Annotated in this window: 22 protein-coding genes; 8 read left to right on the plus strand and 14 right to left on the minus strand. The window is 58.7% G+C overall.

Annotated features, from left to right (window positions below):
• Positions 1 to 12: 12 nt before the first annotated feature.
• Complete coding sequence (locus tag MHY24_RS03355) at positions 13 to 975, minus strand: bifunctional oligoribonuclease/PAP phosphatase NrnA (protein ID WP_239228352.1); 963 nt, start codon at positions 973 to 975, stop codon at positions 13 to 15.
• Positions 976 to 1,419 carry a 30S ribosome-binding factor RbfA gene (rbfA, locus tag MHY24_RS03360; protein WP_150851478.1) on the minus strand — a complete coding sequence of 148 codons (444 nt, stop codon included), beginning with the start codon at positions 1,417 to 1,419 and terminating at the stop codon, positions 976 to 978.
• Positions 1,420 to 2,280: 861 nt separating this feature from the next.
• Between rbfA and MHY24_RS03365 the strand changes: the two genes are divergently transcribed.
• Positions 2,281 to 2,721 carry a hypothetical protein gene (locus MHY24_RS03365; protein WP_005325175.1) on the plus strand — a complete coding sequence of 147 codons (441 nt, stop codon included), beginning with the start codon at positions 2,281 to 2,283 and terminating at the stop codon, positions 2,719 to 2,721.
• A 129-nt stretch (positions 2,722 to 2,850) separates the two neighbouring features.
• Here the strand turns inward: MHY24_RS03365 and infB are convergent, their stop codons facing one another.
• From infB to rimP, 4 genes are all read right to left on the minus strand, one after another.
• Positions 2,851 to 5,685 (minus strand): translation initiation factor IF-2, encoded by a 2,835-nt coding sequence (gene infB / locus MHY24_RS03370; protein WP_239228353.1) that lies wholly within the window; start codon positions 5,683 to 5,685, stop codon positions 2,851 to 2,853.
• 106 nt (positions 5,686 to 5,791) lie between these two features.
• Entirely contained in the window at positions 5,792 to 6,139 is a 348-nt protein-coding gene (locus MHY24_RS03375; RefSeq protein WP_239228354.1) for a YlxR family protein, read from the minus strand.
• A gap of 84 nt (positions 6,140 to 6,223) precedes the next feature.
• Positions 6,224 to 7,240, minus strand: a complete 1,017-nt coding sequence (gene nusA, locus MHY24_RS03380; protein ID WP_198491606.1) for a transcription termination factor NusA — start codon at positions 7,238 to 7,240, stop codon at positions 6,224 to 6,226.
• A gap of 23 nt (positions 7,241 to 7,263) precedes the next feature.
• Complete coding sequence (gene rimP, locus MHY24_RS03385; protein WP_239228355.1) at positions 7,264 to 7,803, minus strand: ribosome maturation factor RimP; 540 nt, start codon at positions 7,801 to 7,803, stop codon at positions 7,264 to 7,266.
• A 38-nt stretch (positions 7,804 to 7,841) separates the two neighbouring features.
• On the opposite strand from rimP, the gene MHY24_RS03390 reads away from it, so the two are divergent.
• Entirely contained in the window at positions 7,842 to 8,693 is an 852-nt protein-coding gene (locus MHY24_RS03390) for a DUF4439 domain-containing protein (RefSeq protein WP_239228356.1), read from the plus strand.
• A gap of 182 nt (positions 8,694 to 8,875) precedes the next feature.
• Positions 8,876 to 9,205, plus strand: coding sequence for a transglycosylase family protein (locus MHY24_RS03395; RefSeq protein WP_049377454.1), 330 nt, complete (start codon positions 8,876 to 8,878; stop codon positions 9,203 to 9,205).
• Between the two features lie 121 nt (positions 9,206 to 9,326).
• Here MHY24_RS03395 and MHY24_RS03400 read toward each other — a convergent pair whose 3' ends face one another.
• Entirely contained in the window at positions 9,327 to 9,689 is a 363-nt protein-coding gene (locus MHY24_RS03400) for a hypothetical protein (RefSeq protein ID WP_239228357.1), read from the minus strand.
• A 40-nt stretch (positions 9,690 to 9,729) separates the two neighbouring features.
• A complete protein-coding gene (locus MHY24_RS03405; protein ID WP_239228358.1) occupies positions 9,730 to 11,499 on the minus strand; it encodes a proline--tRNA ligase in 1,770 nt (589 codons plus the stop codon).
• Positions 11,500 to 11,530: 31 nt separating this feature from the next.
• Between MHY24_RS03405 and yaaA the strand changes: the two genes are divergently transcribed.
• Positions 11,531 to 12,253, plus strand: a complete 723-nt coding sequence (gene yaaA / locus MHY24_RS03410) for a peroxide stress protein YaaA (RefSeq protein WP_034668531.1) — start codon at positions 11,531 to 11,533, stop codon at positions 12,251 to 12,253.
• Positions 12,254 to 12,269: 16 nt separating this feature from the next.
• Here the strand turns inward: yaaA and MHY24_RS03415 are convergent, their stop codons facing one another.
• From MHY24_RS03415 to MHY24_RS03435, 5 genes are all read right to left on the minus strand, one after another.
• Positions 12,270 to 13,583 (minus strand): DUF4921 family protein, encoded by a 1,314-nt coding sequence (locus MHY24_RS03415; RefSeq protein WP_239228359.1) that lies wholly within the window; start codon positions 13,581 to 13,583, stop codon positions 12,270 to 12,272.
• Between the two features lie 27 nt (positions 13,584 to 13,610).
• The gene (locus MHY24_RS03420; RefSeq protein ID WP_239228360.1) at positions 13,611 to 14,363 is read right to left on the minus strand and encodes an ABC transporter permease; all 753 of its coding nucleotides are present in this window, start codon (positions 14,361 to 14,363) and stop codon (positions 13,611 to 13,613) included.
• A 32-nt stretch (positions 14,364 to 14,395) separates the two neighbouring features.
• Positions 14,396 to 15,295, minus strand: coding sequence for an ABC transporter ATP-binding protein (locus MHY24_RS03425; protein ID WP_239194469.1), 900 nt, complete (start codon positions 15,293 to 15,295; stop codon positions 14,396 to 14,398).
• A gap of 66 nt (positions 15,296 to 15,361) precedes the next feature.
• Positions 15,362 to 16,105: a response regulator transcription factor gene (locus MHY24_RS03430; RefSeq protein ID WP_239228361.1), complete on the minus strand. Its 744-nt coding sequence runs from the start codon at positions 16,103 to 16,105 to the stop codon at positions 15,362 to 15,364.
• Positions 16,098 to 16,952 (minus strand): sensor histidine kinase, encoded by an 855-nt coding sequence (locus MHY24_RS03435; RefSeq protein WP_239194475.1) that lies wholly within the window; start codon positions 16,950 to 16,952, stop codon positions 16,098 to 16,100. Before MHY24_RS03435 ends, MHY24_RS03430 begins: the two co-directional genes overlap by 8 nt.
• A gap of 397 nt (positions 16,953 to 17,349) precedes the next feature.
• Between MHY24_RS03435 and MHY24_RS03440 the strand changes: the two genes are divergently transcribed.
• Both MHY24_RS03440 and MHY24_RS03445 read left to right on the plus strand, forming a co-directional pair.
• Positions 17,350 to 18,171: a PhzF family phenazine biosynthesis protein gene (locus tag MHY24_RS03440; RefSeq protein ID WP_239228362.1), complete on the plus strand. Its 822-nt coding sequence runs from the start codon at positions 17,350 to 17,352 to the stop codon at positions 18,169 to 18,171.
• A complete protein-coding gene (locus MHY24_RS03445; RefSeq protein WP_239228363.1) occupies positions 18,172 to 19,527 on the plus strand; it encodes a YdiU family protein in 1,356 nt (451 codons plus the stop codon). It abuts the gene before it with no gap.
• Positions 19,528 to 19,612: 85 nt separating this feature from the next.
• Here MHY24_RS03445 and mqo read toward each other — a convergent pair whose 3' ends face one another.
• Entirely contained in the window at positions 19,613 to 21,109 is a 1,497-nt protein-coding gene (mqo, locus tag MHY24_RS03450) for a malate dehydrogenase (quinone) (protein WP_005325195.1), read from the minus strand.
• 264 nt (positions 21,110 to 21,373) lie between these two features.
• Between mqo and MHY24_RS03455 the strand changes: the two genes are divergently transcribed.
• Both MHY24_RS03455 and mtr read left to right on the plus strand, forming a co-directional pair.
• The gene (locus MHY24_RS03455; RefSeq protein ID WP_239228364.1) at positions 21,374 to 22,402 is read left to right on the plus strand and encodes an alpha/beta hydrolase; all 1,029 of its coding nucleotides are present in this window, start codon (positions 21,374 to 21,376) and stop codon (positions 22,400 to 22,402) included.
• Between the two features lie 27 nt (positions 22,403 to 22,429).
• Positions 22,430 to 23,827 carry a mycothione reductase gene (gene mtr / locus MHY24_RS03460; RefSeq protein WP_239228365.1) on the plus strand — a complete coding sequence of 466 codons (1,398 nt, stop codon included), beginning with the start codon at positions 22,430 to 22,432 and terminating at the stop codon, positions 23,825 to 23,827.
• Positions 23,828 to 23,876: the final 49 nt, after the last annotated feature.

The raw sequence follows: 23,876 nt of genomic DNA on the forward strand, positions 1-23,876 counted from the left end.
TCTGCCTATTTCTCATTGGATAGCGGCCACCAATTCCTTAATAATCTCTTCCGGAGCCCCGTGGGCGGTATAGCCCGCGGCCGGTACATGCCCGCCGCCGCCGAAGGTTAGCGCCACCGAAGAACAATCAATGCGAGAAGAACGCAAAGAAACCGCCCAAACCTCCGGAGCTTGTTCCTTAAACACTACGCCGACGGTGGTTCCTTCAAGCGCGCGAACGAACTCCACTAGTGATTCGACAGCCGAATCGGAGTGTCCCTGGATATCTTCCAGCCGCGCGACGAGAATGCCTAGGGTGTGCTCCCCTGCTTCTTCGAGGCGCAAACCGGCCAATACCCTACCGATCATCTGCAGATCGTCCGGAGTGGTGGAATCTAAAAGGTCAGCTGCGATCTGCTTGGTATCGAGATCGTAGTGCATGAGGCGGGTGGCAATATCGTGCATAGCCGGCCTACCCCAGCGGAAACTGCCAGTATCGGTCATCAAGCCGGCATATAAGCAGTGCGCAATATGCCGGTCAATCTGAATCTCCAGTGAATCCAGGATTCTCAGCAACACCACGGTGGTGGATTCACATTCAGTGTCCACCACATTGATGGCACCAAACCCTGGGTTAGAAGAATGATGGTCAATGCACAGAACCCGGCCCTGCTTGGCTAGCTGATCAATCCGATCCGCAAAGAACCCCGTTCGGTCCAAAGAACCACAATCAACGGTGACGTAGAGGTCATAGCTTTCCGGCAGCTTAAGGCTAGTGGTGACGTCGTCGGCGGCAGGAATGGTGTAAAGGTTACGGGAAATTTCCCGCTCCTGGCCCACAACGGCACACACGTCTTTGCCCCGTTGGCGCAGCGCGAGCAGCAACGCCGCAGCAGAGCCGATGGCATCGGCATCCGGCCGCAGGTGCGTCACAATGCAGATGCTGTGAGCATCGTGCAAAGCGGCAACTGCCGGCTCATATTGCTTCTTGGTCACTTAAGCCTCGTCTTCATCGGAGGTCTTATACGGGTTCGCATCCCCTGCCGGCTGGGCGTTTTCCTTCAGCTTTGCCAGTTCTTCATCGCGGGCGCGAGCACGGGCCAGAAGTTCTTCCATATGAGCAGAGGCCTCCGGAACGGTATCGACCTCGAAGGTTAGCGTCGGGGTAAACCGCACCGAGAGTTGATCGCCCACAATCTTGCGCAGCTGACCTTTAGCGCGCTTGAGGGCTTCTTCTGCTTGTGCGAAGTCTGGCTCGGAGTCAATGTCTTTTCCGCGCACGGTATAAAAAACGGTGGCATCGTGCAGGTCGCCCGTCACTCGAGTATCTGTGATGGTCACCAACTCGAGGCGGCGATCCTTGATCTCGCGTTCTATGGCACTCGCCACGATTTCCTTAATACGCTTGGCCATTCGTGCAGCACGCGCGTGGTCAACCATGGTGCAACTCCCTCTCCGTCGAACTATCGATCTCTACCAAGATCTATAAAATTGTGTCCATCTTACATTACTCCGCATGCATGTCCTGTGGCAGAAAATTAACTGCACATGAAGGCAATTCTGAGGATCTCGAACATGCAATAAAACCATATATATATCTTATGGACCCCTTGAATTAAAACGTTTCCGAAACTATGGTCAAAAGTGTTTCACCCCACCACGAGCCTGAATGGAGAAACGTGAAACCTTATAAAATAGCCGCATCGATCACTACCGCCGCTTGTATCCTCGGCGGCTTTGCAGTCCCTCCAGCCTCTGCCACAAATGAAACGCTTAACGATCCCCTCAATTCGTCATTCTCAATGTAGATTCTGACGGCGCCCCAAGCCTGCAACCATATTCCACAGGGGAAAGAAGCCCGGGAGATCCTGTTCCTGCTTGCATTCATTCTGAGAAGGAAAAGGGCGCAATTCAAGTCTATAACGATTGCGATTTTGATATGAACGTCAAAGTAATCGTTGCATTTGATTTCGACACACAATGCCTGTTGGTAAAAGCACATTCGCGGAGGAACTTTGAATGGTCTCCGACAAAGCGAATGGACGGTATTCAAGAATGCTAGATACACGCAGCAGAATGAGGACCCTAATCATCGCGATTGTATCAGCATTTTCCCTCCTTCTTTCCTCAAATATTGCCACCGCCGACATCGGAAACTTCCTTTATGACACAAAAGATCAGTGTGAAAGATCGCTGAAGGAGTTACGTAAAGACCCAGCGACAGCTAATTGGGCGAGAAGAGCAAGTTGCAATTACGAAAGCAACTGGGGAAACGGAGTATGGCATCTAAGGACCTAGGATTTGCAAGACCAAAACCAATCTAAGCCAGAAACAGCGAGCGTCACGCCCCAGCCTTTAAATGAGTTTCACGCCGATGCTCCGAACAAAGCAGCAAGCTGCCTCGAAAGGGCTAAACTCACGCAAGAGTGGCTAAACGATCAAGAACAGATTAGTGAAGTGGTACTGCACAGGTTGCTCACTTCCAGCACAAAAGCCGAAGAAGGAAGAATAGGAATCACCTACGTTTTGGGCCAATGGCTACTTTCGAAACGCACTGGAACGTGGTCGGACTTGGCCCACGGCGAGGCTACGGAAAATAGTATCGGCCTTCGGTTCAACGATGGCAACAAGGAAATGCTCCCACTTGAGGACTGGGTATTCGACCTGCTTGGTGAGCCCCAAATCAAGGCCGAAAAATTTCTTGCATTCCTCAACTTCTCTGCTAAACAAGGCACGCATTAGCAAACCCAACTTGTCGTAAACCTGTCTAGATAGTTTAAATACTAAAGTTCAGCAGAAGCTGCAAATAAAATCGCCAGGGCTTCCCCAATCGGGGAAACACCTGGCGATTTTATTTACGCCGCTTGCGGACTAGGTACGCGGAACCTCGACCTCTTCGTAGGCCTGGATGATGTCGCCTACCTGAATATCCGGGTAAGAGAGCACCATACCGCACTCGTAGCCGGCCTTGATTTCGGTTGCGTCATCTTTTTCATGGCGCAAGGATTCAATCTTGGCGTCGGCAGTGATGACGTTGTTATCGCGCAGCAGGCGAACCTTGCCGTTGCGGACAACCTTGCCCTCGGTAACCATGCAGCCGGCGATGGTACCCACCGCGGAGGACTTGAACAGGGCGCGGATTTCGGCCGCACCGGTGTCGCGTTCCTCGTAAATCGGCTTGAGCATGCCCTTGAGCGCAGCCTCGACCTCTTCGATGGCCTTGTAGATAATCGTGTAGTAGCGAATATCCACGCCCTCTTGGGTGGCCATCTCCGTCGCCTTGCCCTCCGCACGGGTGTTGAAGGCAATAATGACGGCGTCGGAAGCCGCTGCAAGAGATACGTTGGTCTCGGTCACAGCACCGACACCACGGTCGATGATGTTGAGCTCGACTTCGTCCTCGGTCTTGATATCCAGCAGGGCATCTTCCAGTGCCTCGACGGAACCGGCGTTGTCGCCCTTGAGGATGAGGTTGAGGGTCGAAGTCTCCTGCAATACCTTGTCCAGATCCTCCAGGGAGACGCGCTTTCGCTGCTTGGCCTGCAGGGCAGAGCGCTTGCGCGCATCACGCTGGTTAGCAATCTGGCGGGCAACGCGGTCATCTTCCACCACGAGCAGGTTATCGCCTGCACCCGGCACGCCGGACAGGCCCTGGACCTGCACCGGACGGGATGGGCCAGCCTCTTTGACGTCTTCGCCGAACTCATCGAGCATGCGGCGGACACGACCGTGCGCATCACCGACGACGATTGAGTCACCCACGTGCAAGGTACCGCGCTGAATGATGACCGTTGCCACCGGACCACGGCCGCGATCCAGGTGCGACTCAATGGCCACGCCCTGTGCGTCCATGTCCGGGTTAGCGGTCAGCTCCAAGGCGGCATCCGCGGTCAAGATGACCGACTCAAGCAACTGGTCAATGTTCTTGCCCTGCTTCGCGGAGATATCCACGAACATGGTGTCACCGCCGTACTCTTCCGGAACCAGGCCGTACTCGGTGAGCTGGCCACGGATCTTATCCGGCTGAGCTTCCGGCTTATCCACCTTGTTCACAGCCACGACGACCGGAATATCGGCAGCCTTGGCGTGGTTGATGGCCTCCACGGTCTGTGGCATGACGCCGTCATCGGCGGCAACCACGAGGATGGCCAAGTCGGTGGACTTAGCACCACGGGCACGCATGGCGGTAAAGGCCTCGTGGCCCGGGGTATCCAAGAAGGTGATGGTGCGCTCGCCGTCCACGTCCACCGTGGTTTGGTAGGCACCAATGCCCTGGGTGATGCCGCCTTCCTCGCGGGCGCCCTCGTTGGTCTTACGGATGGCGTCCAACAGGCGGGTCTTACCGTGGTCAACGTGACCCATAACGGAGACGACTGGAGGACGATTCTCCAGTGCTTCCTCGTCGCCTTCGTCCTCGCCGAACTTCAGGTCGAAGGACTCGAGCAGCTCGCGGTCCTCGTCCTCAGGGGAGACGACCTCGACGTTGTAGTTGATCTCGGAGCCAAGCAGCTGCAGCGTATCTTCCGATACGGAAGCGGTTGCCGTCACCATTTCACCGAGGTTGAACAGTGCCTGCACCAGTGCTGCTGGATCCGCGCCGATCTTCTCGGCGAAGTCAGACAGGGATGCGCCACGACGCAGGCGGACGGTCTGGCCCTTGCCGTCTGGCAAGCGCACGCCGCCTACGACATGCTTTTGCTGCTCCTCGTACTCATGGCGCTTCTGACGCTTGGACTTCTTGCCCTTACGTGGAGCGCCACCTGGGCGGCCGAATGCACCCGCGGTGCCGCCGCGACGTCCGCCGCGTCCGCCTCCGCGGAAACCGCCTGGACGGCCACCACCTGGGCCACCGTGACTCGGACCACCGCGACCGCCTCGACCGCGACCACCACGTCCACCGCCGCTCGGTGCCTTAGACGGCATCGACGCAGGGTTCGGGTGGGACGGCATCATGGCCGGGGATGGACGACGACCGCCGCCACCCTGGTTATTGCCACCCTGGCGGTTATTTCCGCCCTCGTTCTGGCCACCGCGCTTACCGCGGTTATCGCCTGGCTTATTGCCGCCACGCTGCCCCTTGGAGCCGCCTGGGCGGGGGCCCGGACGGTTGTCGCCGCCACCCGTGGAGAACGGGTTATTGGCTACGCGACGGGAACCGCCTGGCTTCGGCATTGGACGAGGCATGGAATTGCCTGGGGTCGGGCGCTCGCCCGACTTCTTGCCGCCAGCCTGTCCTGGCTTCGGTGCGCCCTGGCCAGGCTTCGGTGCAGCAGGCTTAGCACCAGGCTTCGGGGCCTGTGCGCCCGGCTTCGGGGCAGCTGGCTTTGCACCGGGCTTAGCAGCAGCACCCTGTCCCGGCTTCGGTGCGCCCTGGCCAGGCTTCGGTCCAGCGGCCTTCGCGCCTGGCTTTGGCGCCTCTGCGCCCGGCTTGGGTGCAGCGGCCTTCGCACCTGGCTTAGGAGCGCCCTCCTTTGTAGTGCTCTTAGCGGCACCCTTGGCAGGCTTATTGTCTTGCTTCTTCTCGGCGGCGTCATCGCCGCCCGACTGTGCTTCATAATGAGCTCGCATCTTCTTAATCACCGGCGGTTCGATGGTGGAAGAAGCAGTCTTTACAAACTCACCCTGTTCTTTCAGGGTGGCGAGCAGTTCCTTGCTGGTTACTCCGAGCTGCTTTGCGAGCTCGTGAACACGTAGCTTTCCGGGCACTTGTCTCCTCTTGGTATCGACTAGGAGCCAAGGCCGCGGAAACTGGCCTGACCCCTAGTTAGGTGTGTAGGACTTTCATCGCTGATGCTTCATCGTTGTGCGCTCATCAGTGTTCGGTCTTCCTTTGTAACTCTGGTTCGTACGAATCTAACGCGGCATCTTCCGCGCTAGGTACTTGTCCGCTTTGCGCTTCCAAGTACTGCCGTACCTGACCTGTGTCCACGGGTGCGGACGTTCGAAGCGCGCGCTTGAAGGCGCGTTTGCGCTCCGCCAGCTCGAGTGCAGATAGTGTGGGGCTAATCCACGCCCCACGGCCGGGAAGCCGGCGGTGTGGATCTGCTACCAGACGGCGGCCGTGCGGATCATCGTGGTCAATGACCACCCGTAGCAAGTCCGTATCTGGCAGGCGGCGGCGAGTGGCGATACAAGTCCGGAGTCTTACTCTCTCAGACATTCAACTCCTTACTTTTCGCGTCGCCAATATGCCCCAATCTGCAACTGGGCCGTTTACTAGCCTACGCTACAAAAGCGCAGATCCTTAATTAGCGTCAGCGTCCGAGTGAATATCGATCTTCCAACCGGTCAAACGGGCAGCAAGACGGGCATTCTGCCCCTCTTTACCAATAGCCAGAGACAGCTGGTAATCCGGCACCACCACGCGCGCGATTTGCGCCTCGTTGTCTACAACGGTGACCTTGACCACCTTCGAGGGAGCCAATGCGTTGCCTACGTAGACCGTTGGATCCTCGCTGAAGTCGATAATGTCAATCTTTTCACCGCCAAGCTGGCGCATGATGTTATTGACGCGCTGACCGCGCGGGCCAATGCAGGCACCCTTAGCGTTCAGGCCCTTGGCATGGCCCACAACAGCCACCTTGGAACGGTGTCCTGCCTCGCGGGCGATGGCAATCATTTCTACGGTGCCATCAGCAACTTCGGGAACTTCGAGCTCGAAAAGGCCACGCACCAGCTCCGGGTGGGTGCGGGAGAGATTGATCTGTACCTGGGCGCCATTGCGGTTAACGCCTACGACATAGGCCTTAATGCGGTCACCATGCTCGAGCTTTTCACCCGGAATCTGCTCAGCCGGCAGCAAGATGCCATCCTGGGACTCCAGCTCAGAGCCCAGCTGGACCACGACGATGCCGCGGGCATTAGCGCGCGCATCGCGCTGGACGATGCCGCTGACAACGCGGCCGGTAAGCTCCGAGTAGGAATCATAGGTGCGCTCTGCCTCGGCCTCGCGCAACTTGCGCAGGATGGCCTCGCGCACGGCCTGCGCGCCCACGCGTCCAAAGTTTTCCGGGGTGTCATCGTATTCGGTGGTTACTTCCCCAGTTTCTGGGTCGCGCTCCGAGACAATGACGCTGACCGCACCGGTGGTGGCGTCGATATCGACGCGGGACTTGGCGCCTTCTACCTTGCCGCCAGCATTAGACTCGCGGTAATCCAGGTAGGAATACAACAAGGCACCCGCAATCGCTTCCAGCAAGTCCTTTACGGGGACGTTGCGCTCGGACTCGATGGTACGAAGTGCCTGTAGATCAATATTCACTTGTCATTCCTCTCGGTTGCCGGTTAGTTCTCGGCTTCTTCAAACGTCTTTCGCACTGCCTCAAGTTCCTGTTCGGACGGCTGTGCAAACTCAATTTCTACCACTGCCCGGGCAATGTTTTCCAATCGTTCGGCGCGCGCCTGCACGTCCTTTTTGCTTGCCGTGATGAGGATTACGGCATCGGCGGCGTCGTTAAGCGCGCCAATGCGCGCCGATTGAGTCTTGCCATCGCCAAGGTCAAAGGAGACCTTGCGCCCCCGATTGCGGCGCCAGTGGCGCGGGGCGGTGAGCGGCAAGTCCACGCCGGGGGTGGAGACCTCCAAGGTATAGCCGGCGCCGAAGTTCAGCTCTCCTTGCGCTTCCTTGTCATCAAAGAAGGCAGAAATCTCGTTGGATACTTCCTCCAGCACATCGGAGCTAGGGCGTTTATCACCATCAATACGGATAATGACTTGGGATTTCTTTCCCGCTTTGGTGGTTTTAATGTCTTCTACGTCCAATCCCCGCTCAGCTAGTTTGGGTTGCAGGAGCTCGGTCAATTGTTGTGCATCTGGGAAAGCCATGTGCACTAGCCTACGTGCTACGGGGTACAGTCTTTTGCGTGAACCGCCGACGTTTAGCTTTGACCCTCGTAGCCACAACCGCCACCCTGCCCACCTTGGCTGGGTGCCAAGCGGTTGATTCCGTCGTCGACTATTTTGGCCCGCGGCCAGAAAGCAGGCTGCTGGCGCTTGCCGACGCCGCCGCCACCGACGCCTTGTCCCTCAGCGGCGTCGATGACCATGCCGCAGGGCTGCGCAGCTCCCAGGCGGATGCCCTTTATGCCGAAATTACGCGGCTGTGTGGCACGGATGATGCCGGCAATCCCCCACGCTCCTGCGAGGTAGAGCGCCCTACCGAGGCCAATCACGCCGCAGACTCTGGTGAAATTATGGAAAATGCCGCCTCCGCTACCACCGAGGCCGCCGATGAGGTCACCGTTGAATCGCGCACCCTAGTTACCGAGCAGGCCATCGCGCTCAATGCTTGGCTGCCTGGCGATGCCCCCGATATTCCCGAGCTTTCCCAACCGGAGCAAAAAAGCGCTGCTGATCTCCTGAGCTGGGAGTATGAGCAGGTATACGGTCTAGATTTCGCCCGCGCCTACGTTGGCCCCGAGCACGAGGACAAGGTGGATCATCGCCTAGCTGTTCATCATCGCCGCATCGACGCCCTCCAGGATGCACTAGCCCGCTACGGCAACATTCCGCAGCCGGAGTCGGCCTATACTTCCGGAGAGCAAGAACTACCCCACGATTCTGCTTCCGCCCTGGCCTTTATCGATGGCCTTGCCGAACACGACGGCCGCAAGTGGTCCGCTGCCGCAACGGGTGCAGCGCAGGAAGAATCCCCGGATCAGGAATGGGTTACGTGGCTCATTGGTATCGCGGCGGAGTCCCACGGCATGCGCTAGACCACTGCCGCTCTCGGCCAGCCTCACCTGTCCATCCCCTGACAACGGGCCAGCGAAATGGCAGCAACCTCTACGGCCCTTTGCATTGCCTCGGCTCCTCTAGCGTGCGTAGGTTGGTTCACCATGAGCTTGCAGGAGATTCCGCAAGCTAAACAGACACAAAGAGAAGGAGTTTCCTCTCAATGCGTTCTAAGAAGACCATGTTGACCGTATCCGCCGCAGCACTCGGCCTTGCTGGCTTGGCCGCGCCTGCTGCTACCGCCGCACCGGCTAGCGCCTGGGATCAGGTAGCTGCTTGCGAGTCCGGCGGTGACTGGCACATCAATACCGGAAACGGTTACCAGGGCGGCCTGCAGTTCAACCCGCAGACCTGGGCTGCCAATGGCGGCACTCAGTACGCCCCGACCGCTGACCAGGCAACCCGCGAGCAGCAAATTGCCGTGGCCGAAAGCGTCCTAGCCACCCAGGGTGCTGGCGCTTGGCCTAACTGCGGCGGCCCCGTCGCCGGCTAGTTTATAGCCTCGGCATTTAACACGAAACCGGCCTCCTCCCCATCCCGCGAAACCCCGCGGAGTAAGGGAGGAGGCCGGTTTTGTGCTTGACCTAACTGGCTAGCATGCAGCCAAGGCGGCTTTATGCCTCATGCTTGGCGATATTCCAGGCATACATCATCAACAACACCTGCAGCGGCTGGCGGATGATGTGGTAGAGCTTCTTTGCCCACCCTGCCTTGCGCTCAATCCAGGCGTGGTACATATTGGCCGGCCACACCGCAGCAAAGAGCGCGAGTGCGGAAGCACCGCCGAAGCCGCGGGTGGCGCGGCGGCGAAGCAAAGCACCGGTGGCAATCTCCCACAGGCCCGAAGCAAAGTTATAAAAGCGCACAGGGCCTGGCAGCTGCGGCGGAACAATGGATTCGAAAGTCTTCGGCTTCACAAAGTGCAATACGCCCATTGCTGAAAGCACCGTGGAAAGCCCATTCTTTTGAAAGTTCATACCTTCCACGGTACCCCGCCGCAGGCCCGTGCGAGCACAATTAGCCGCGCACGAGCTCGAGGATCTTGTCCACGATGTTCTCGGCTGGAACCTCGAGGGTCTCTCCCCCGCGGATGCGAAGTTCAATCTTGCCTTCCTTGAAGGCACGGCCCAAGATGGCCACGAAGGGCATGCCAAGGAGCTCTGCATCCTTGAACTTCACGCCTGGGGAGACCTTTGGGCGGTCATCGAAGAGCACCTCGAGCCCCTTGGCAGATAGCTCCTCTACCAGCTTGTCGCCGGCCTCCATGGCGGCGGCGTCCTTATTAGCCACGGCTACGTGTACCTGGTACGGCGCAACAGCTACTGGCCAATTGAGGCCCTTGTCGTCATGGCGCTGCTCGGCCAAGACGGCCAGCATGCGGGTAATGCCAATGCCATAGGATCCCATGGTGGGAACGGCACGCTTGCCGTTCTCATCCAAGATTTGCACGTCAAAGGCCTCGGTGTATTTGCGGCCCAGCTGGAAGATATGGCCGAGCTCAATGCCGCGCTCCAAGGTCAAGGTGCCTTGGTTATCGGGAGCCAGGTCGCCTTCTTTAACCTCAGCGGCCTCAATGAACTCATCCACGGTGAAATCGCGGCCGGCTACGCAGCCAACCACGTGGCGCTCGCTCGCATCGGCGCCGGTAATCCACGCCGTACCCTTGACCACGCGCGGATCGGCCAGGACCTTAATGCCATTGGCGTTCAAAGCGCGCGGGCCCACATAGCCCTTGACCAAGAAGTCATTGTCTGCAAAGTCCTTGTCCCCGGCCAACTCAAACTCCACCGGCTCGAGTGCGGCCTCAAGGCGCTTCTCATCCAACTCGCGATCGCCAGGGATGAGAACGGCAGCCAATTCAGACTCGCGCTCTTCGCTCTCTGCGGACGGGTGGTAGAGCTTGACCATCATGCACTTGAGGGTGTCTGCAGCGGTGGCCTCGCGGCCGTCGACAGTAATGCCTGCGCCCTGGGCCCATTCGACCAGCTTCTCAATGGTCTCTGCTCCCGGGGTGTCATGCTCCTGTGCCTCTGGCTGGCCCTCAATATCCTTCTCCGCCGGTGCTGGGGTCACCACGGCCTCGACGTTGGCTGCGTAGTCGCCCTCGGTGGAGCGCACAAAGGTATCCTCGCCTACCTCAGATACGGCGAGGAATTCCTCGGAGGCGGAGCCGCCCATGGCACCAGAGGTGGCCTTACAGATGGCGTAATCGATCTCTAGGCGGTTGAAGATATTCTGATACGCCTTGCGGTGGCGGCCGTAGGACTCGTCCAAGCCCTCATCGGTCATGTCGAAGGAATAGGAATCCTTCATCGTGAATTCGCGGCCACGCAGCACACCAGCACGAGGGCGCTCCTCATCGCGGTACTTGGTCTGAATCTGATACAGCGTAACCGGGAAATCCTTATAGGAGGAGTACATATCCTTGACCGCACTGGCAAACATTTCCTCGTGGGTAGGGCCAAGCAGCATATCTGCGTTCTTGCGGTCCTTGAGGCGGAAGAGGTTATCGCCGTATTCCACCCAGCGGTTGGTCTTCTCATAAGGCTCGCGCGGCAGCAAAGCAGGAAACAGCATTTCCTGGCCGCCGATGGCGTCCATTTCCTGACGGACTACATCTTCAATCTTGCGCAGGGTGCGCAGACCCAACGGCAGCCAGGTATACACGCCCGGCGCGACGCGGCGTACATAACCGGCGCGTACGAGCAGCTTGTGGCTGGGGACCTCGGCATCGGCGGGGTCCTCACGAAGGGTACGGAGAAATAGTTCAGAAAGGCGGGTAATCATGCACAAAAATATACCCCGCTACCCTGTATATATGCTCATTATCCTCCCTCCTTCAGAAACTAAGGCCCATGGCGGTACGGGACAGCCCCTTGACTTCAGCCAACTGTCCTTTCCGCAATTGCATGCCACCCGGCAAGAAATTGCCGCTGAGCTGCAGTCTCTTCCGGTAGACGAGGCCATGGAGGTACTCAAGCTTTCGGAAAAGCTGCGTGGTGAGGCCGAATCCAACCAGGGGCTTTTTACCACCCCCACCATGCCGGCCGTGTTGCGTTATACCGGCGTGCTTTTTGATGCCTTGGATGCCCCTTCCCTACCCACGTGGGATCGTCTTGCTATTGGCGACGCCCTCTTTGGCGTCCTCCGCGCCAGCGACCCCATTCCGCATTACCGGCTTTCGGGTGGCTCCAAGCTTGGTGGCCGCACCATGAAGTCGCGCTGGGGCAAGCAGATTACGCAGGCGCTCGAGGGAGTGGACGAGCTTATTGTCGATCTGCGCTCGGGCACTTACCAGCAGCTCGGCCGTGTAAAGGATGCGGTAACGGTACGGGTGGAAAGCCTGCAGGACGATGGTTCGCGCAAGGTGGTCAGCCACTTCAATAAGCACTTCAAGGGCCTGTTAGCCCGCGAGTTAGCGCTCTCGCCTGCTGACGCCTACAGCGCCGCCGACGTTGCCGCCATCGCGCGCGCCGCGGGTATGACCGTTGAGGAGCCGGGGCCTGGGTCGAGTGAGCTTACGCTCGTCGTCAAGCGCTGAGCCCAACGCTGCCCGCTTAGCGCAGCTGCGGGTTATACAGCAGGCTATTGCGCTGCACCGAGCATTCGGTGGCCACGCGGACCGAGCGGGCAACATGCCCGGACTCGCGCAGGGGATAAAGCTGGCTTACTACCCTATCGCGCAGATCCCAGGGCGAGATGGTGTTGAGGTAAATCTTGGTGCCGCCTTCGAATCCGGCAAGGGTAGAAATGCGGAGCTTGATGAGAATGCGCCATGGCTGAGCGACGTCGACGTCGGCAGGCTTGTGGTGCCACTCCTCATTGCAGGGCACCTCGCGGCCTACTGCGGCGTGGGCGGCGTGAACAAGGTCGCTCATGGCGCGGATTTCCTCTTCTGACTGCCGCCACGGCTCACAGGTAGCGGACTTGGAGTAGACCTCCAAGGTGGGATAGCGGTGCCCAAAGCCGGCGAAGAGAACGGCATGGTCATTTTCTGCAACGATGAGGTTGCGGCTAGCGGCATAGTCCACGGCCCACTCGTTGTACATGTTCATATTGCTGCGCAGCATCTGTACCTCCCGGTGGGAGGCCATTCCTCGGTCATCGATGGCGACGAGTTGCTTGTGCAAGTGCTCAAAGGAGGCGCCGGCTGGCTGCAGCCAGTTTTGGAAGGCCACCACATAGGGTGCGTAGCGGTTGCGCTCGTAGAGGTCCCGCATGGCATCGATAGTCAGCTGCATAAAAAGCAGGTGCTCTTCGGCGCTTAGGGTGCCGGAAGATACCACGTGCGAATCATCCTGTGCACCGCGCTCAAAATGGCGGCCGGCCACGATGACGTCGTGGCCTCCTGCGAAGAAGCCCGCCGCCTGTTCTATAAGTTCCTCTTCGCTGGCCTCAGGCAGGTGCGCTGCCTTTCGCTTCGTGCGCACGATCTTGAGCACATGTTCTCGGCCGGCAGGATCGGCAAGGTAGTTGTGCATACGTTGGCGGGTCTCGGCGTCCATATCGAAGCCGTAGTTAGCGCGCCAGTAGTCATAGGAGACGATTTCAAAAAGATTTGGAATGCGGCGAAAGGCCGGGACGGTGTGGCCGTATTCAGTCAAGGGCAATCCACGCACAATCCCGCCGGAAGGCAGGATGCGGGCCTTTTCCGGCGGAGTATCAGTCATGCGACCTGAGCAAAAGGCGCAGCGGTGGGTGAAGTCTTCTTCGTGCAAGGGCTGCGGGTTAGCCACCGGTGTGGACAAGGGGCGGTTGCCCCGACCCGGCACGGTCCACACCTCGGTCCCGGAGAACGGGTTGACCTGCTTGACCGTGCCATCCCGCATGGTCTGGATGGGTTCTATGCGGGCAAAAAGTGCATCACTCATGCCCACCAGCGTAGTTATTTCTGGGCACTATTTGGCGACAGAACGGCGGCGGGATACCACGCATGCACCCCCGACGCAGATCGCGAGCATCACGCCGAGAATCAATGCACACACACCGCGGGAATGGTCCAAGCCGCCTAACTCGCTGCCAAGGACCAAGGTTTGCATATTGGCAAATGGCATGACATTCAAGATGGATTGGGCCCACGAGGTATTGAAGGCTATAAGTGCCGTTTCTACCACGAAAAATTCCACTACTAAGATCATCGCAGCGAAGGTGCCACTGCGCAGCAAATATGCCAGCCCCATAGCAAGTGAGGTGAAACCGGTCCATTCCACATAAGCCAGCACAATCTGGTTGCAATCCGGCCATTGGGTGAAGCTAGCAAAGTTAATATCGCCGCCGAATGCCGCAATCAGCAGGGCACCCACGGCCATGCCAAATGTTGCTGCGAGCAAGAGTGCTACCAGGATGACTGCAAATTGGTTGAGCACTATACCAACGCGGCGGTTGGATGAAAGATAAGACCATGCAACGGTTCCTTTTCCTAAGTCACCGCCGACCATCATCGCGGATGCGAAAATCATGACTACAACAGCGAGTTCACTAGCAATAGCTATATCGCTAGATTGGAATTTGCCATCCACGCTGCCGTTAAAGTCATAGCCCCAGGCCATGAGCACGCCGCCGGCGGCCATGCCAAGTGCCACGATGGCGAGGTAGACCCAGGTAGAGCGCAGGGAAAAGAGTTTGCGGGATTCTGAAACCACAGTATTCATAGAAATCTGTCCTTAAAGGTTGGGTTGTGCGTTTAGGCGGAGCGGTAGGCCACGTGGTCGGCGGTAGCGCCGAGGTAGGCCTCTTCCAGGGAGGGCTGCTTGCGTTCCAAGCTGGAGATAAGAATGCGGTTATCCAGGCAGATGCGGCCGATGTCGGAGCCTTCGAGGCCGCGCACGCGCAAGACTTCACCGTCAAAGGAGGTCTCCGCGTCGGTGCCGTGCAACAGCCGCAGGAGTTCATCGGGCTGGTCCACAATCACCTCGAGGCTTGCGCCTCCCGTGCCGTTGACGAACTCCTCGACGGTGCCCTCGCCCAGCAGCTTGCCCTTGCCGATGACCACGAGGCGGTCTGCGGTGAGCTGCATCTCCGAAAGCAGGTGGGAGGAAACCAGCACGGAGCAGCCGGCCTCGGCGAATTCGCGAATACGGGCACGCATCCAGTGCACGCCTTCGGGGTCGAGGCCGTTGACGGGTTCGTCAAGAAGCAAGTGCTTCGGCTCGCCGATGAGAGCACAGGCAAGGCCCAGGCGCTGCTTCATGCCTAGCGAATAGCCGCCCACTCGCTTGGTGGCTACCTGGGTAAGTCCGACGCGGTCCAGGGTGTCATCCACGTGGTTCATGGACACGCCCTGCAACGCGGCCATGTACCCCAGGTGGGCACGAGCGCTGCGGCCCGGGTGGAACCAGTTGGCATCCAACAAGGTGCCCACCGTGGTAGCGGGATTGGACAGCCCGCGGAAGGGCGTGCCATCAAAAGTCGCGGTGCCGGAAGTCGGATTCTCCAACCCCACGCACATGCGCATGGTGGTGGATTTGCCAGAACCATTCGGTCCGAGGAAGCCGGTGACTTGACCGTCTGGGACCTCAAAGGAGAGGTCATCTACTGCTTTAAAGGAACGGAAATTCTTGGAAAGGTGTGAAACTTTGAGCATGGTTTCCATCGTGCCGCCTGACCAGCACGAAGTAACCATCCTTGGGAGTGATTTAGCAGGTCATACCTAGGGATGAGACAGCAGCTCCTCCACCGAAACCACGCCATGAGTAAGGGCGTAAAGCACAGCATGCACGCGGTCGCGCGAGCCGGTTTTCGTCAAGATGTGGCGCACGTGGGTCTTGACCGTGGCCATGGAGACGAACTCGCACTCCGCGATTTCGGTATTCGAATACCCCAGTGCCATCAGCTTGAGGACGTCCAGCTCGCGTGGCGTGAGATCTTCTGTCGGAGGGGCGGTAGCTGCTGTCGCAACGGGGGTGGCATGTGAATTAGGCTGTGACGCGGACTGCTCGCTGCGCAATTGCTGCAGCACCTGCGCGGTAATGCGCGGTGAAAGGACGGCCTCGCCGGAATGTACGGTACGAATAGCGGCGAGGAGTTCCTCCGGTTCGACGTCTTTGAGCAGGAATCCAGAAGCCCCAGCGGAAATGGCGCCATGGACAAAGTTCTGGTCATCGAAGGTGGTAAGCATGATGACCTGGGTGTCCGGGAATTCCGGCAGCAGCCTTTCGGTGGCGGCGATGCCATTGACGCGGGCCATCTGGACATCCATGAGCACGATATCGGCAGGCTGCGCGCGGGCGAGGTCGAGGACTTCATCGCCATCGGATGCCTGCCAGGCAACGTCCAAATCCTCTTGGGAACCAAGAAGCATGGCGAACCCGGCGCGCACGAGGGGCTGGTCATCGACTAGGCCGATACGGATGGGGCCAGCGGACGCACCTATTGGCTGCTCAGGGTTAGTCATTGGGTACCTCCACAGTGATAAAGAAGTGTCCATCCTCAGTACGGGTAGCAACGCTGCCGCCATAGGCCTTAACGCGCTCGCTCATTCCGATGAGCCCGTAACCGGGCTTGTGATTGTCTGGCGTGCGTGCGGCCGGGTTATCGGCGCTCAATACTAGGCCGTTTCCAGTAGAGCGGAAGCGCAGTACTCCCCTTTTATCGCGGGAATGCTTGAGCATATTGGTCAAAATTTCTTGCACCACGCGGTAGACGGTGAATTGGTAGAGCTCGTCGCTTTCGGTCGGAAGGTCCTCCAGCCCGTGCACGGTGATATCGAAGCCGCTGCGGCGGGCTTCCGAGATAAGGCCGGCAATATCGCTCGCGCCAGGCGCCTTGGTATCGGCGCGGGAATCGCCATCTCGCAGCACGGAGAGCAATCCGCGCATCTGCTTGAGGGAATCGCGAGAGGTAGAGGCAATGGTTTCCAGGGCTTCTGTGGCCGCTGCGGAATTTTTGGCAGCGGCGAACCGGGCGCCGTCGGCAAGAGCGATAACGCCTGCTAAATTATGCGCCACAATGTCATGCATCTCTCGGGCGATGCGGTTGCGCTCCACCGCGCCAGCCATCTCCGCACGTTCAATCAGAAGCTGCTGGTCCTCGCGCTTTTTGCGGTCATTGGTGCCAAGCAAGAAGAAAAATCCCATGACCGGCCACGCGATGAGAATAACGGAGGCTAAGGACACTAGGGGATCAATCTGTGCCCCCTCGAGCCCAAAATCAATATGCCTAAAGATAAGGTTGCCAAAGTGCTGTGCCCACACAGAGAAAAGGGTGCCTACGCCTATCCAGACAATCCATACACGGCGCATGCGTTTCGGGGAATGCGCCCCAATGAGAAAAACGCAATACGCCAAGGGAAAAGCATGGACGTTACTCAACGCGGCCAAAGGGGTAAAAAGACACAGGGTAAAAACAATGGCGATTGCGCCTATCGCCTTTTCCTTCAACTTAGGTTGCAGCCACAACGCCAATGGGAGGACAACGCAATAAAGAACTAAAACGCCCTTGTGAAAGAGGGAATCCCCGTCCAATACATCAGCAGCATAAGAAGCAGAAGAAACCCATAAAAACAGTGGAATGATAATTCTCCACGGTGGGCCTACCCACGCGCGAAGTGCATCGGGCCATAGCTTCTTCATGGCTTTCTAGGCTAGCGCAGGCTCTAGGCCATAGTCCTCATCCCTGGGGCTGACTAGACTGGCTGGCATGCACCACGAGTTCTTTGAGGTTGATGTTTTTGCCACGGGTGCCTTTAATGGCAATGCCTTGGCGGTGATTGCGGGCGCCGATGGCCTAAGTACCGAGCAGATGCAGGCAATCGCGAACTGGACCAACTTTTCTGAGACTACCTTCTTGCTCGAACCTCACGACGCCCGCGCGGACTACCGCGTGCGCATTTTCACCCCGTACGAAAAGTTTGATTTTGCCGGCCACCCCACCTTGGGCAGCGCTGCCGCGTGGCGGGCGCTAGGCAATAACCCGCAGACAGAGGGAGCCATCGTCCAAGAATGCGGCGTGGGCTTGGTAACTGTCCGCCAAGAGGGCGAAGTCTTGTCCTTTGCTACCCCGCCGCTGCGCCGCGAAGAACCGCTAAGCCCGGCGGATCTGAAGGAGGCCTGCGGTGGGCTGGGGCTAGATAGCGCGGATATTGTCGACCATGGCTGGGTGGACAATGGCCCGGGCTGGCGCCTGCTCCAATTACGCGATGCCGAGGCGGTGCGTGCGGTTAAGCCCCAAGGCGAGCGCCCCAAGGTCGGCGTTGTGGGCCTTAAGCCTAACGCCGCGGAGGGCGAGCCGGCCTATGAGGTTCGGGCCTTTACCACGCAATTTGAAGACCCGGTCACCGGTTCTTTCAATGGCGGCGCCGCGCAGTTTATGCGCTCGCGCAACCTGGTGCCAACGCGTTATACCGCAACACAAGGCAGCCAGATTGGCCGGGCGGGCGAAGTATTTATCAACGATGACGGCACGGATATTTGGGTAGGCGGTCGCGCCCAGATTCGCGTGCGCGGAACACTGGAGGTTTAGATGCAGCTACACCACGATTTTGCCCAGAAGCTTCCCCACCTGGTTCGCCCCACCGAGGGGGAGGAGCAGCCGAACCCAGAGATGGTCATCCTCAACGAGGAACTGGCCAGGCAGTTGGGCTTTGACCCGGACTGGCTGCGCTCCTCCGAGGGCATGGATTTCCTTACCGGCCGCGCGGGCGGCCACGCCATGGCCTATTCCGGTTTCCAATTCGGTGCGTTTAACCCGCAGATGGGAGACGGCCGGGCCATGCTCTTGGGCGAGGTGGATAAGGACGGGCGGCTATGGGATCTCCATGCCAAGGGAACTGGACTTACTCCCTTTTCCCGCCTCGGGTCCGATGGCCGCGGAACGCTGTCTTCCATGCTGCGCGAGTACCTAGTCTCTGAGGCTATGCATGCCTTGGGCGTTCCCACCACCCGGGCGCTGGCGGTTATTTCCACCGGACGGCCCATTCAGCGCGGGCACGTGCAACCGGCCGGCATTGTGGTACGCGTGGCCGCTAGCCACATCCGCGTCGGCACCTTTCACCTAGCCGCGCAGACGGATTACACCCGCCAATTGGCCGACTATGCCATTGCGCGCCACTACCCTGGCGCGGACTACCAGGAATTTTTCACCCAGGTGATGGATGCGCAGATCCGCACCGTGTCCCAGTGGATGCGCTTGGGCTTTATTCACGGCGTGATGAATACGGATAACACCACCATCTCTGGCGAGACCATTGACTATGGCCCCTGTGCCTTTATGGAGGCCTATTCGCCCGCGACGGTCTTCTCCAGCATCGATAGGCAGGGCCGTTATGCCTTTGGCAATCAGCCCTCCATTCTGGGGTGGAACCTGGCCCGCTTAGCGGAATCCCTCCTGCCGCTTTTTGATATGGACATGAATAAGGCCATGAGCCTTGCACAAGAATCCATCAACGGCTTTAGCGACCGCTTTGAGCACCAGCGCAGGGCAGATGTGGCGAAGGCTTTGGACACCTCCCTGGAGGTCGCTTCTTCCTATGCAGCAGCCATGCAGCTCAACGGTCCAGATATCACGCTGGCTCACCGCGCTCTTGCCGACGCCGCCGCAGGTCACCCCACCCACGCCCGCGAGCTCTTTGCCGAGGGAGACTTCTTGGATGACTACCTTGCCTCCTCGCCCGATCCTTCCCGCGTCGATAACGCCATGCCGCGGGTTATCCCGCGCAACCTCGCCGTAGAATCCGCACTGGATGCTGCCGAACGCGGGGAGATGGGCCCGTATCAGGAGCTCCTGCACGCGGTCACCCACCCGTGGGAGCCCAACCCACCGTTCGAATCGCCGGATCCTAATGGTCTCGAGGGCTACCTCACCTACTGCGGTACTTAATCCCTCCCCGCCTTGCTCAAAGCGCACGAAGCCCCTGCACCACAACAGCGGCGGTGCAGGGGCTAACGAGGCCGAAAGCTAGCTCTTAGCGGTCCAGCTTCAGGGTCTTCTGGGTGTACTCCCACATCTCGTCGTACAGCTTCTCATCGTTGCGCAGCTTGATGCCATAAGACGGAACCATCTCGCGAATCTTGTCTGCCCAATCAATCATGTGCTCGCCGAAGCAACGCTCCAGCAGCTCCAGCATGACGGCCGGGGCAATGGATGCACCCGGGGAAGCGCCGAGCAGGCCGGCGATATTGCCCTCCTGGTTATTCACCAAGGTGGTGCCGAACTCGAGGGAACCGAACTGCGGGGCACCAGCAGGCTTAATCACCTGGACGCGCTGGCCAGCGATAACGGTTTCCCAGTCGCTTTCCTTTGCTTCCGGTACGTACTCGCGCAGGGCTTCCACGCGGTCCGAGAAGCTCTTGCGCACCTCATCCACCAGGTATTTGGTCAGGCCGAACTCCTGCACGGCAACGCCGAGGTAAGAGGTGATGTTGTCTGGGCGGATGGACTTGAACAGGTCCAGGTAGGTGCCCTTCTTCAGGAACTTCGGGCTCCAACCACCGTAAGGACCGAAGAGCAGACCCTTCTCGCCGTCGATCACGCGGGTATCCAGGTGCGGCACCGACATTGGTGGGGCGCCCACGGCAGCCTTGCCGTAGACCTTTGCCTGGTGCTGCTCGATAAGCTCCGGGTTCTTGGAGCGCAGCCACAGACCAGATACCGGGAAGCCTGCGTAACCGGCAACTTCCTTCACCTTTGCCTTACGCAGCAGGTCCAGGGCGTAACCGCCGGCACCTACGAAGACGAACTTGGCCTTAACTACGGTGATGTCGCCGGTGTGCTTGTTCTTGGAGTACACCTTCCACGCGGAGCCATCACGCTTGATATCGATGACCTCATGGCCATAGCGGATCTCGGTGCCGGAGGCCTTGGCTGCGGTCAGGAACTGCTTGGTCAGCGCGCCAAAGTTGACGTCGGTACCAGCGTCGGTCCAAGAAATGGCCACCTTATTGGAGAAGTCACGGCCCTTCGCCATCAGCGGCAGCTTCTCAGCAAAGTCGGAATCGTCTGCGGAGAACTGCATGCCCGGGAACATGTGCTTCTCGCTCAGCACATCATAGCGGCGCTTGAGGTAATCCACCTGGATTTCGCCCTGTGCGAAGGACACGTGCGGAACCGGATTAATGAATTCGCTCGGGTCGGTGAGAATACCGTTGTTGAGCTGGTGGGACCAGAACTGGCGAGACTTTTGGAACTTCTCGTTGATGCCCAGAGCCTTGGAGATATCAATGCGGCCGTTCTTCTCCGGGGTGTAGTTCAGCTCGCACAGTGCGGAGTGGCCGGTACCGGCGTTATTCCACGGGGAGGAGGACTCCAATGCGGGGCCATCAAGGCGCTCAAAGACCATTTGGGTCCAGCTGGGCTCCAACTCGCGGAGCATAGCACCCAGGGTGGCGCTCATGATGCCAGCACCGATAAGTGCTACATCGACCTCGTCTACAACCTGTGCTGTCTTCTTAGCGGAGGACACTGTGTTATTACCTCTTCGAATTGAAAATAGATATCCATCGGCGCGGTCTACGCCTTGATTTTTAGCGCTTAGCGCCCCGCGCCACCATCGCTGCACTATGACAACCTGGCAGTGCGTCACGCATTAAGGCCTTACTCTACGCTTTTCTCATTCAATTTGGGATTTCTCCCCCAGACCAGTGGCAAAAATGTGGGAATTTCTGCCCCCACCATTTACACCCCAGTAGCAGCACCATAAATTCTTCGTTGCACCTAGAATCGAGGCATGGTTACACACTCCCCGGTATGGGGCCCAGACAAACTTGGCCCCGACTATGAAGCTGCCACCATTGACTTGGGTACAGACCCCGATGGCGAAGGCGACGTGGTCACCACGCTGGTGCACTACGCGCCGGAGCACGCGGGTGGTACTGCACGTGAGTCAGCGGCCCCGTCACGCCCAGCGCTGGTGTGGCTACACGGCATGACCGATTATTTCTTCCACACCCACGTAGCCGAGCACTTTGCCGCCGAGGGTTATGACTTTTATGCCATCGATCTGCGCAAGTGCGGCCGCTCGCGCCGCTCGGGCCAATCGTGGCACTATGCTTCGGACCTGGCGCTGTATTTTACAGACCTCACCGCCGCACTTGATGCGATCCCCAATGATGAAGTCATCTTCATCGCCCACTCCACCGGTGGCCTGATCGCCCCGCTGTGGATGGATCATCTACGTCGAACCGACCGAGAGCGCCACCAGCGCCTGGCAGGCCTCATCCTGAACAGTCCGTGGCTCGACATGATGGGCGTGCCCGGCCAGGTCCTCACACCACTCAAGCCGCTGCTCTACACATTGGGCCGTATAGCCCCAATGACTCCGCTACCCGGCGGTAATCTCACTGCTTACGGCGAGTCCGTGCACAAGGATTTCTACGGCGACTGGGATTTTGACCTTCGCTTTAAGCCGCTGGCCGGCCATAAGAAATATGTCGGTTGGATAGCCGCGGTATTCCACGGCTTTGATGCTATTCACAGCGGCCGCGTTGATGCCGGCGTGCCGATCTTGACCTTGCAGTCCACTCGCACTCACTTGGGCCAGCCCTACTCCGACAGCGTGAACCACGCAGATGTCATCATCGACGTTGCGCAAACGCGGCGCTGGGCAAAGGAACTTAGTGCCCACTACACCTTGCATCCCATCAAGGGCGCTAGGCACGATGTGTTCCTATCGCTTCCGGACCCGCTCCAAGAAGCTTTTGACGCCTGTGACAAGTGGCTGCCCACCGTCCTCGATACTCCACAATCCACTCAGTAATTTAGTCCCTATATATAAGGAATAAACGTGACTACTTCACACCAGTCCCACACGCCCGCTGCCGAGGAACATTTCGACCTCATCATCATCGGCACCGGCTCCGGAAACTCCATCCCTAGCCCGGATTTTGATGACCAGAAAATCGCCATCATTGAAAAGGGCACCTTCGGCGGCACCTGCCTCAACGTAGGCTGCATTCCCACCAAGATGTATGTCTATGCCGCCGACATCGCCTTGGCTGCACGCGAAGCCGGCCGGCTAGGCCTAGATGCTCAGGTCAACAGCGTGGACTGGAACTCCATTGTGGACCGCGTCTTTAACAACCGCATCGACCAGATTGCCCAAGGCGGCGAGCAGTACCGCCGCGGTGAGGAAACCCCTAATATCACCGTCTACGACGAACACGCTCGCTTTGTTGGCCCCAAGACCATACAAACTGGCAACCATGTCATCAGTGGCGATCAGATCGTCATTGCCGCCGGTTCCCGGCCGGTCATTCCGGAGGTCTATGCAGATTCCGGCATCAAGTACTACACCAATGAAGACATTATGCGCATGGACCACCAGCCGGAGAGCTTAATCGTGGTGGGCGGCGGCTATATCGCGATGGAGTTTGCCCACGTCTTCGACGGCCTCGGCACCAAGGTGACCGTGGTCAACCGGTCCGAGACCTTGCTGCGCCACCTCGATGATGACATTTCCAGGCGCTTCAACCAGATTGCCCGTGATCGCTTCGACGTGCGCATAGCCAATGGCACCAAGCTCGAAAAGACCGACAATGGAGTGCGGTTGGAGCTCGACAATGGTGAGTCCGTGGAAGCAGAAGCGATTCTCGTTGCTACCGGGCGCACCCCAAACGGCGATCAGATGGATCTGGACAAGGCAGGCATTAAGCTGCTTGCCGACGCCCGCGTGAGCACCGACGAGTTCGGCCGAACCACCGCCGAGGGCGTTTGGGCGCTTGGCGATGTCTCTTCTCCATATATGCTCAAGCACGTAGCCAATGCGGAGACCCGTGCCGTGCAGCACAACCTGCTCCACCCAGAAGATCTCCGCCCACTGCCCCACGACAATGTCCCCGCCGCCATCTTTACCCACCCACAAATCGCCACAGTGGGCCTAACTGAGAAGCAAGCACGACAGAAGGGCTTCGACGTCACCGTCAAGGTCCAGAACTTTGGCGACGTTGCCTACGGCTGGGCTATGGAAGATAGCACCGGTATCTGCAAGCTAGTTGCCGATCGCGCGACAGGGCAGCTTCTCGGCTCGCACCTCATGGGCCCGCAGGCCTCCACCCTCATCCAGCAATTGATTACCGCGATGGCCTACAAATTGGACATGCGGGAGTTCACTCGCAACCAATATTGGATCCACCCTGCGCTGCCAGAAGTAGTGGAAAATGCCCTTTTGGGACTGGAGTGGTAAAAGTAAATTGTTACGTGATATTTCTCACACATGCCCAGTATCTTCCCAG

This window comes from Corynebacterium sp. ACRPQ, assembly GCF_022347225.1.
In the GTDB taxonomy this organism is placed as follows: domain Bacteria; phylum Actinomycetota; class Actinomycetes; order Mycobacteriales; family Mycobacteriaceae; genus Corynebacterium; species Corynebacterium tuberculostearicum_D.

Coding starts and splice junctions, on each gene's coding strand:
- MHY24_RS03400 (WP_239228357.1), bottom strand. CDS start 9,689: ATGAACTTTCAAAAGAATGGGCTTTCCACGGTGCTTTCAGCAATGGGC.
- MHY24_RS03430 (WP_239228361.1), bottom strand. CDS start 16,105: ATGACTAACCCTGAGCAGCCAATAGGTGCGTCCGCTGGCCCCATCCGT.
- yaaA (WP_034668531.1), top strand. CDS start 11,531: ATGCTCATTATCCTCCCTCCTTCAGAAACTAAGGCCCATGGCGGTACG.
- MHY24_RS03425 (WP_239194469.1), bottom strand. CDS start 15,295: ATGCTCAAAGTTTCACACCTTTCCAAGAATTTCCGTTCCTTTAAAGCA.
- rbfA (WP_150851478.1), bottom strand. CDS start 1,419: ATGGTTGACCACGCGCGTGCTGCACGAATGGCCAAGCGTATTAAGGAA.
- MHY24_RS03420 (WP_239228360.1), bottom strand. CDS start 14,363: ATGAATACTGTGGTTTCAGAATCCCGCAAACTCTTTTCCCTGCGCTCT.
- MHY24_RS03440 (WP_239228362.1), top strand. CDS start 17,350: ATGCACCACGAGTTCTTTGAGGTTGATGTTTTTGCCACGGGTGCCTTT.
- MHY24_RS03405 (WP_239228358.1), bottom strand. CDS start 11,499: ATGATTACCCGCCTTTCTGAACTATTTCTCCGTACCCTTCGTGAGGAC.
- MHY24_RS03455 (WP_239228364.1), top strand. CDS start 21,374: ATGGTTACACACTCCCCGGTATGGGGCCCAGACAAACTTGGCCCCGAC.
- MHY24_RS03375 (WP_239228354.1), bottom strand. CDS start 6,139: ATGTCTGAGAGAGTAAGACTCCGGACTTGTATCGCCACTCGCCGCCGC.
- rimP (WP_239228355.1), bottom strand. CDS start 7,803: ATGGCTTTCCCAGATGCACAACAATTGACCGAGCTCCTGCAACCCAAA.
- MHY24_RS03435 (WP_239194475.1), bottom strand. CDS start 16,952: ATGCGCCGTGTATGGATTGTCTGGATAGGCGTAGGCACCCTTTTCTCT.
- MHY24_RS03445 (WP_239228363.1), top strand. CDS start 18,172: ATGCAGCTACACCACGATTTTGCCCAGAAGCTTCCCCACCTGGTTCGC.
- MHY24_RS03415 (WP_239228359.1), bottom strand. CDS start 13,583: ATGAGTGATGCACTTTTTGCCCGCATAGAACCCATCCAGACCATGCGG.
- MHY24_RS03395 (WP_049377454.1), top strand. CDS start 8,876: ATGCGTTCTAAGAAGACCATGTTGACCGTATCCGCCGCAGCACTCGGC.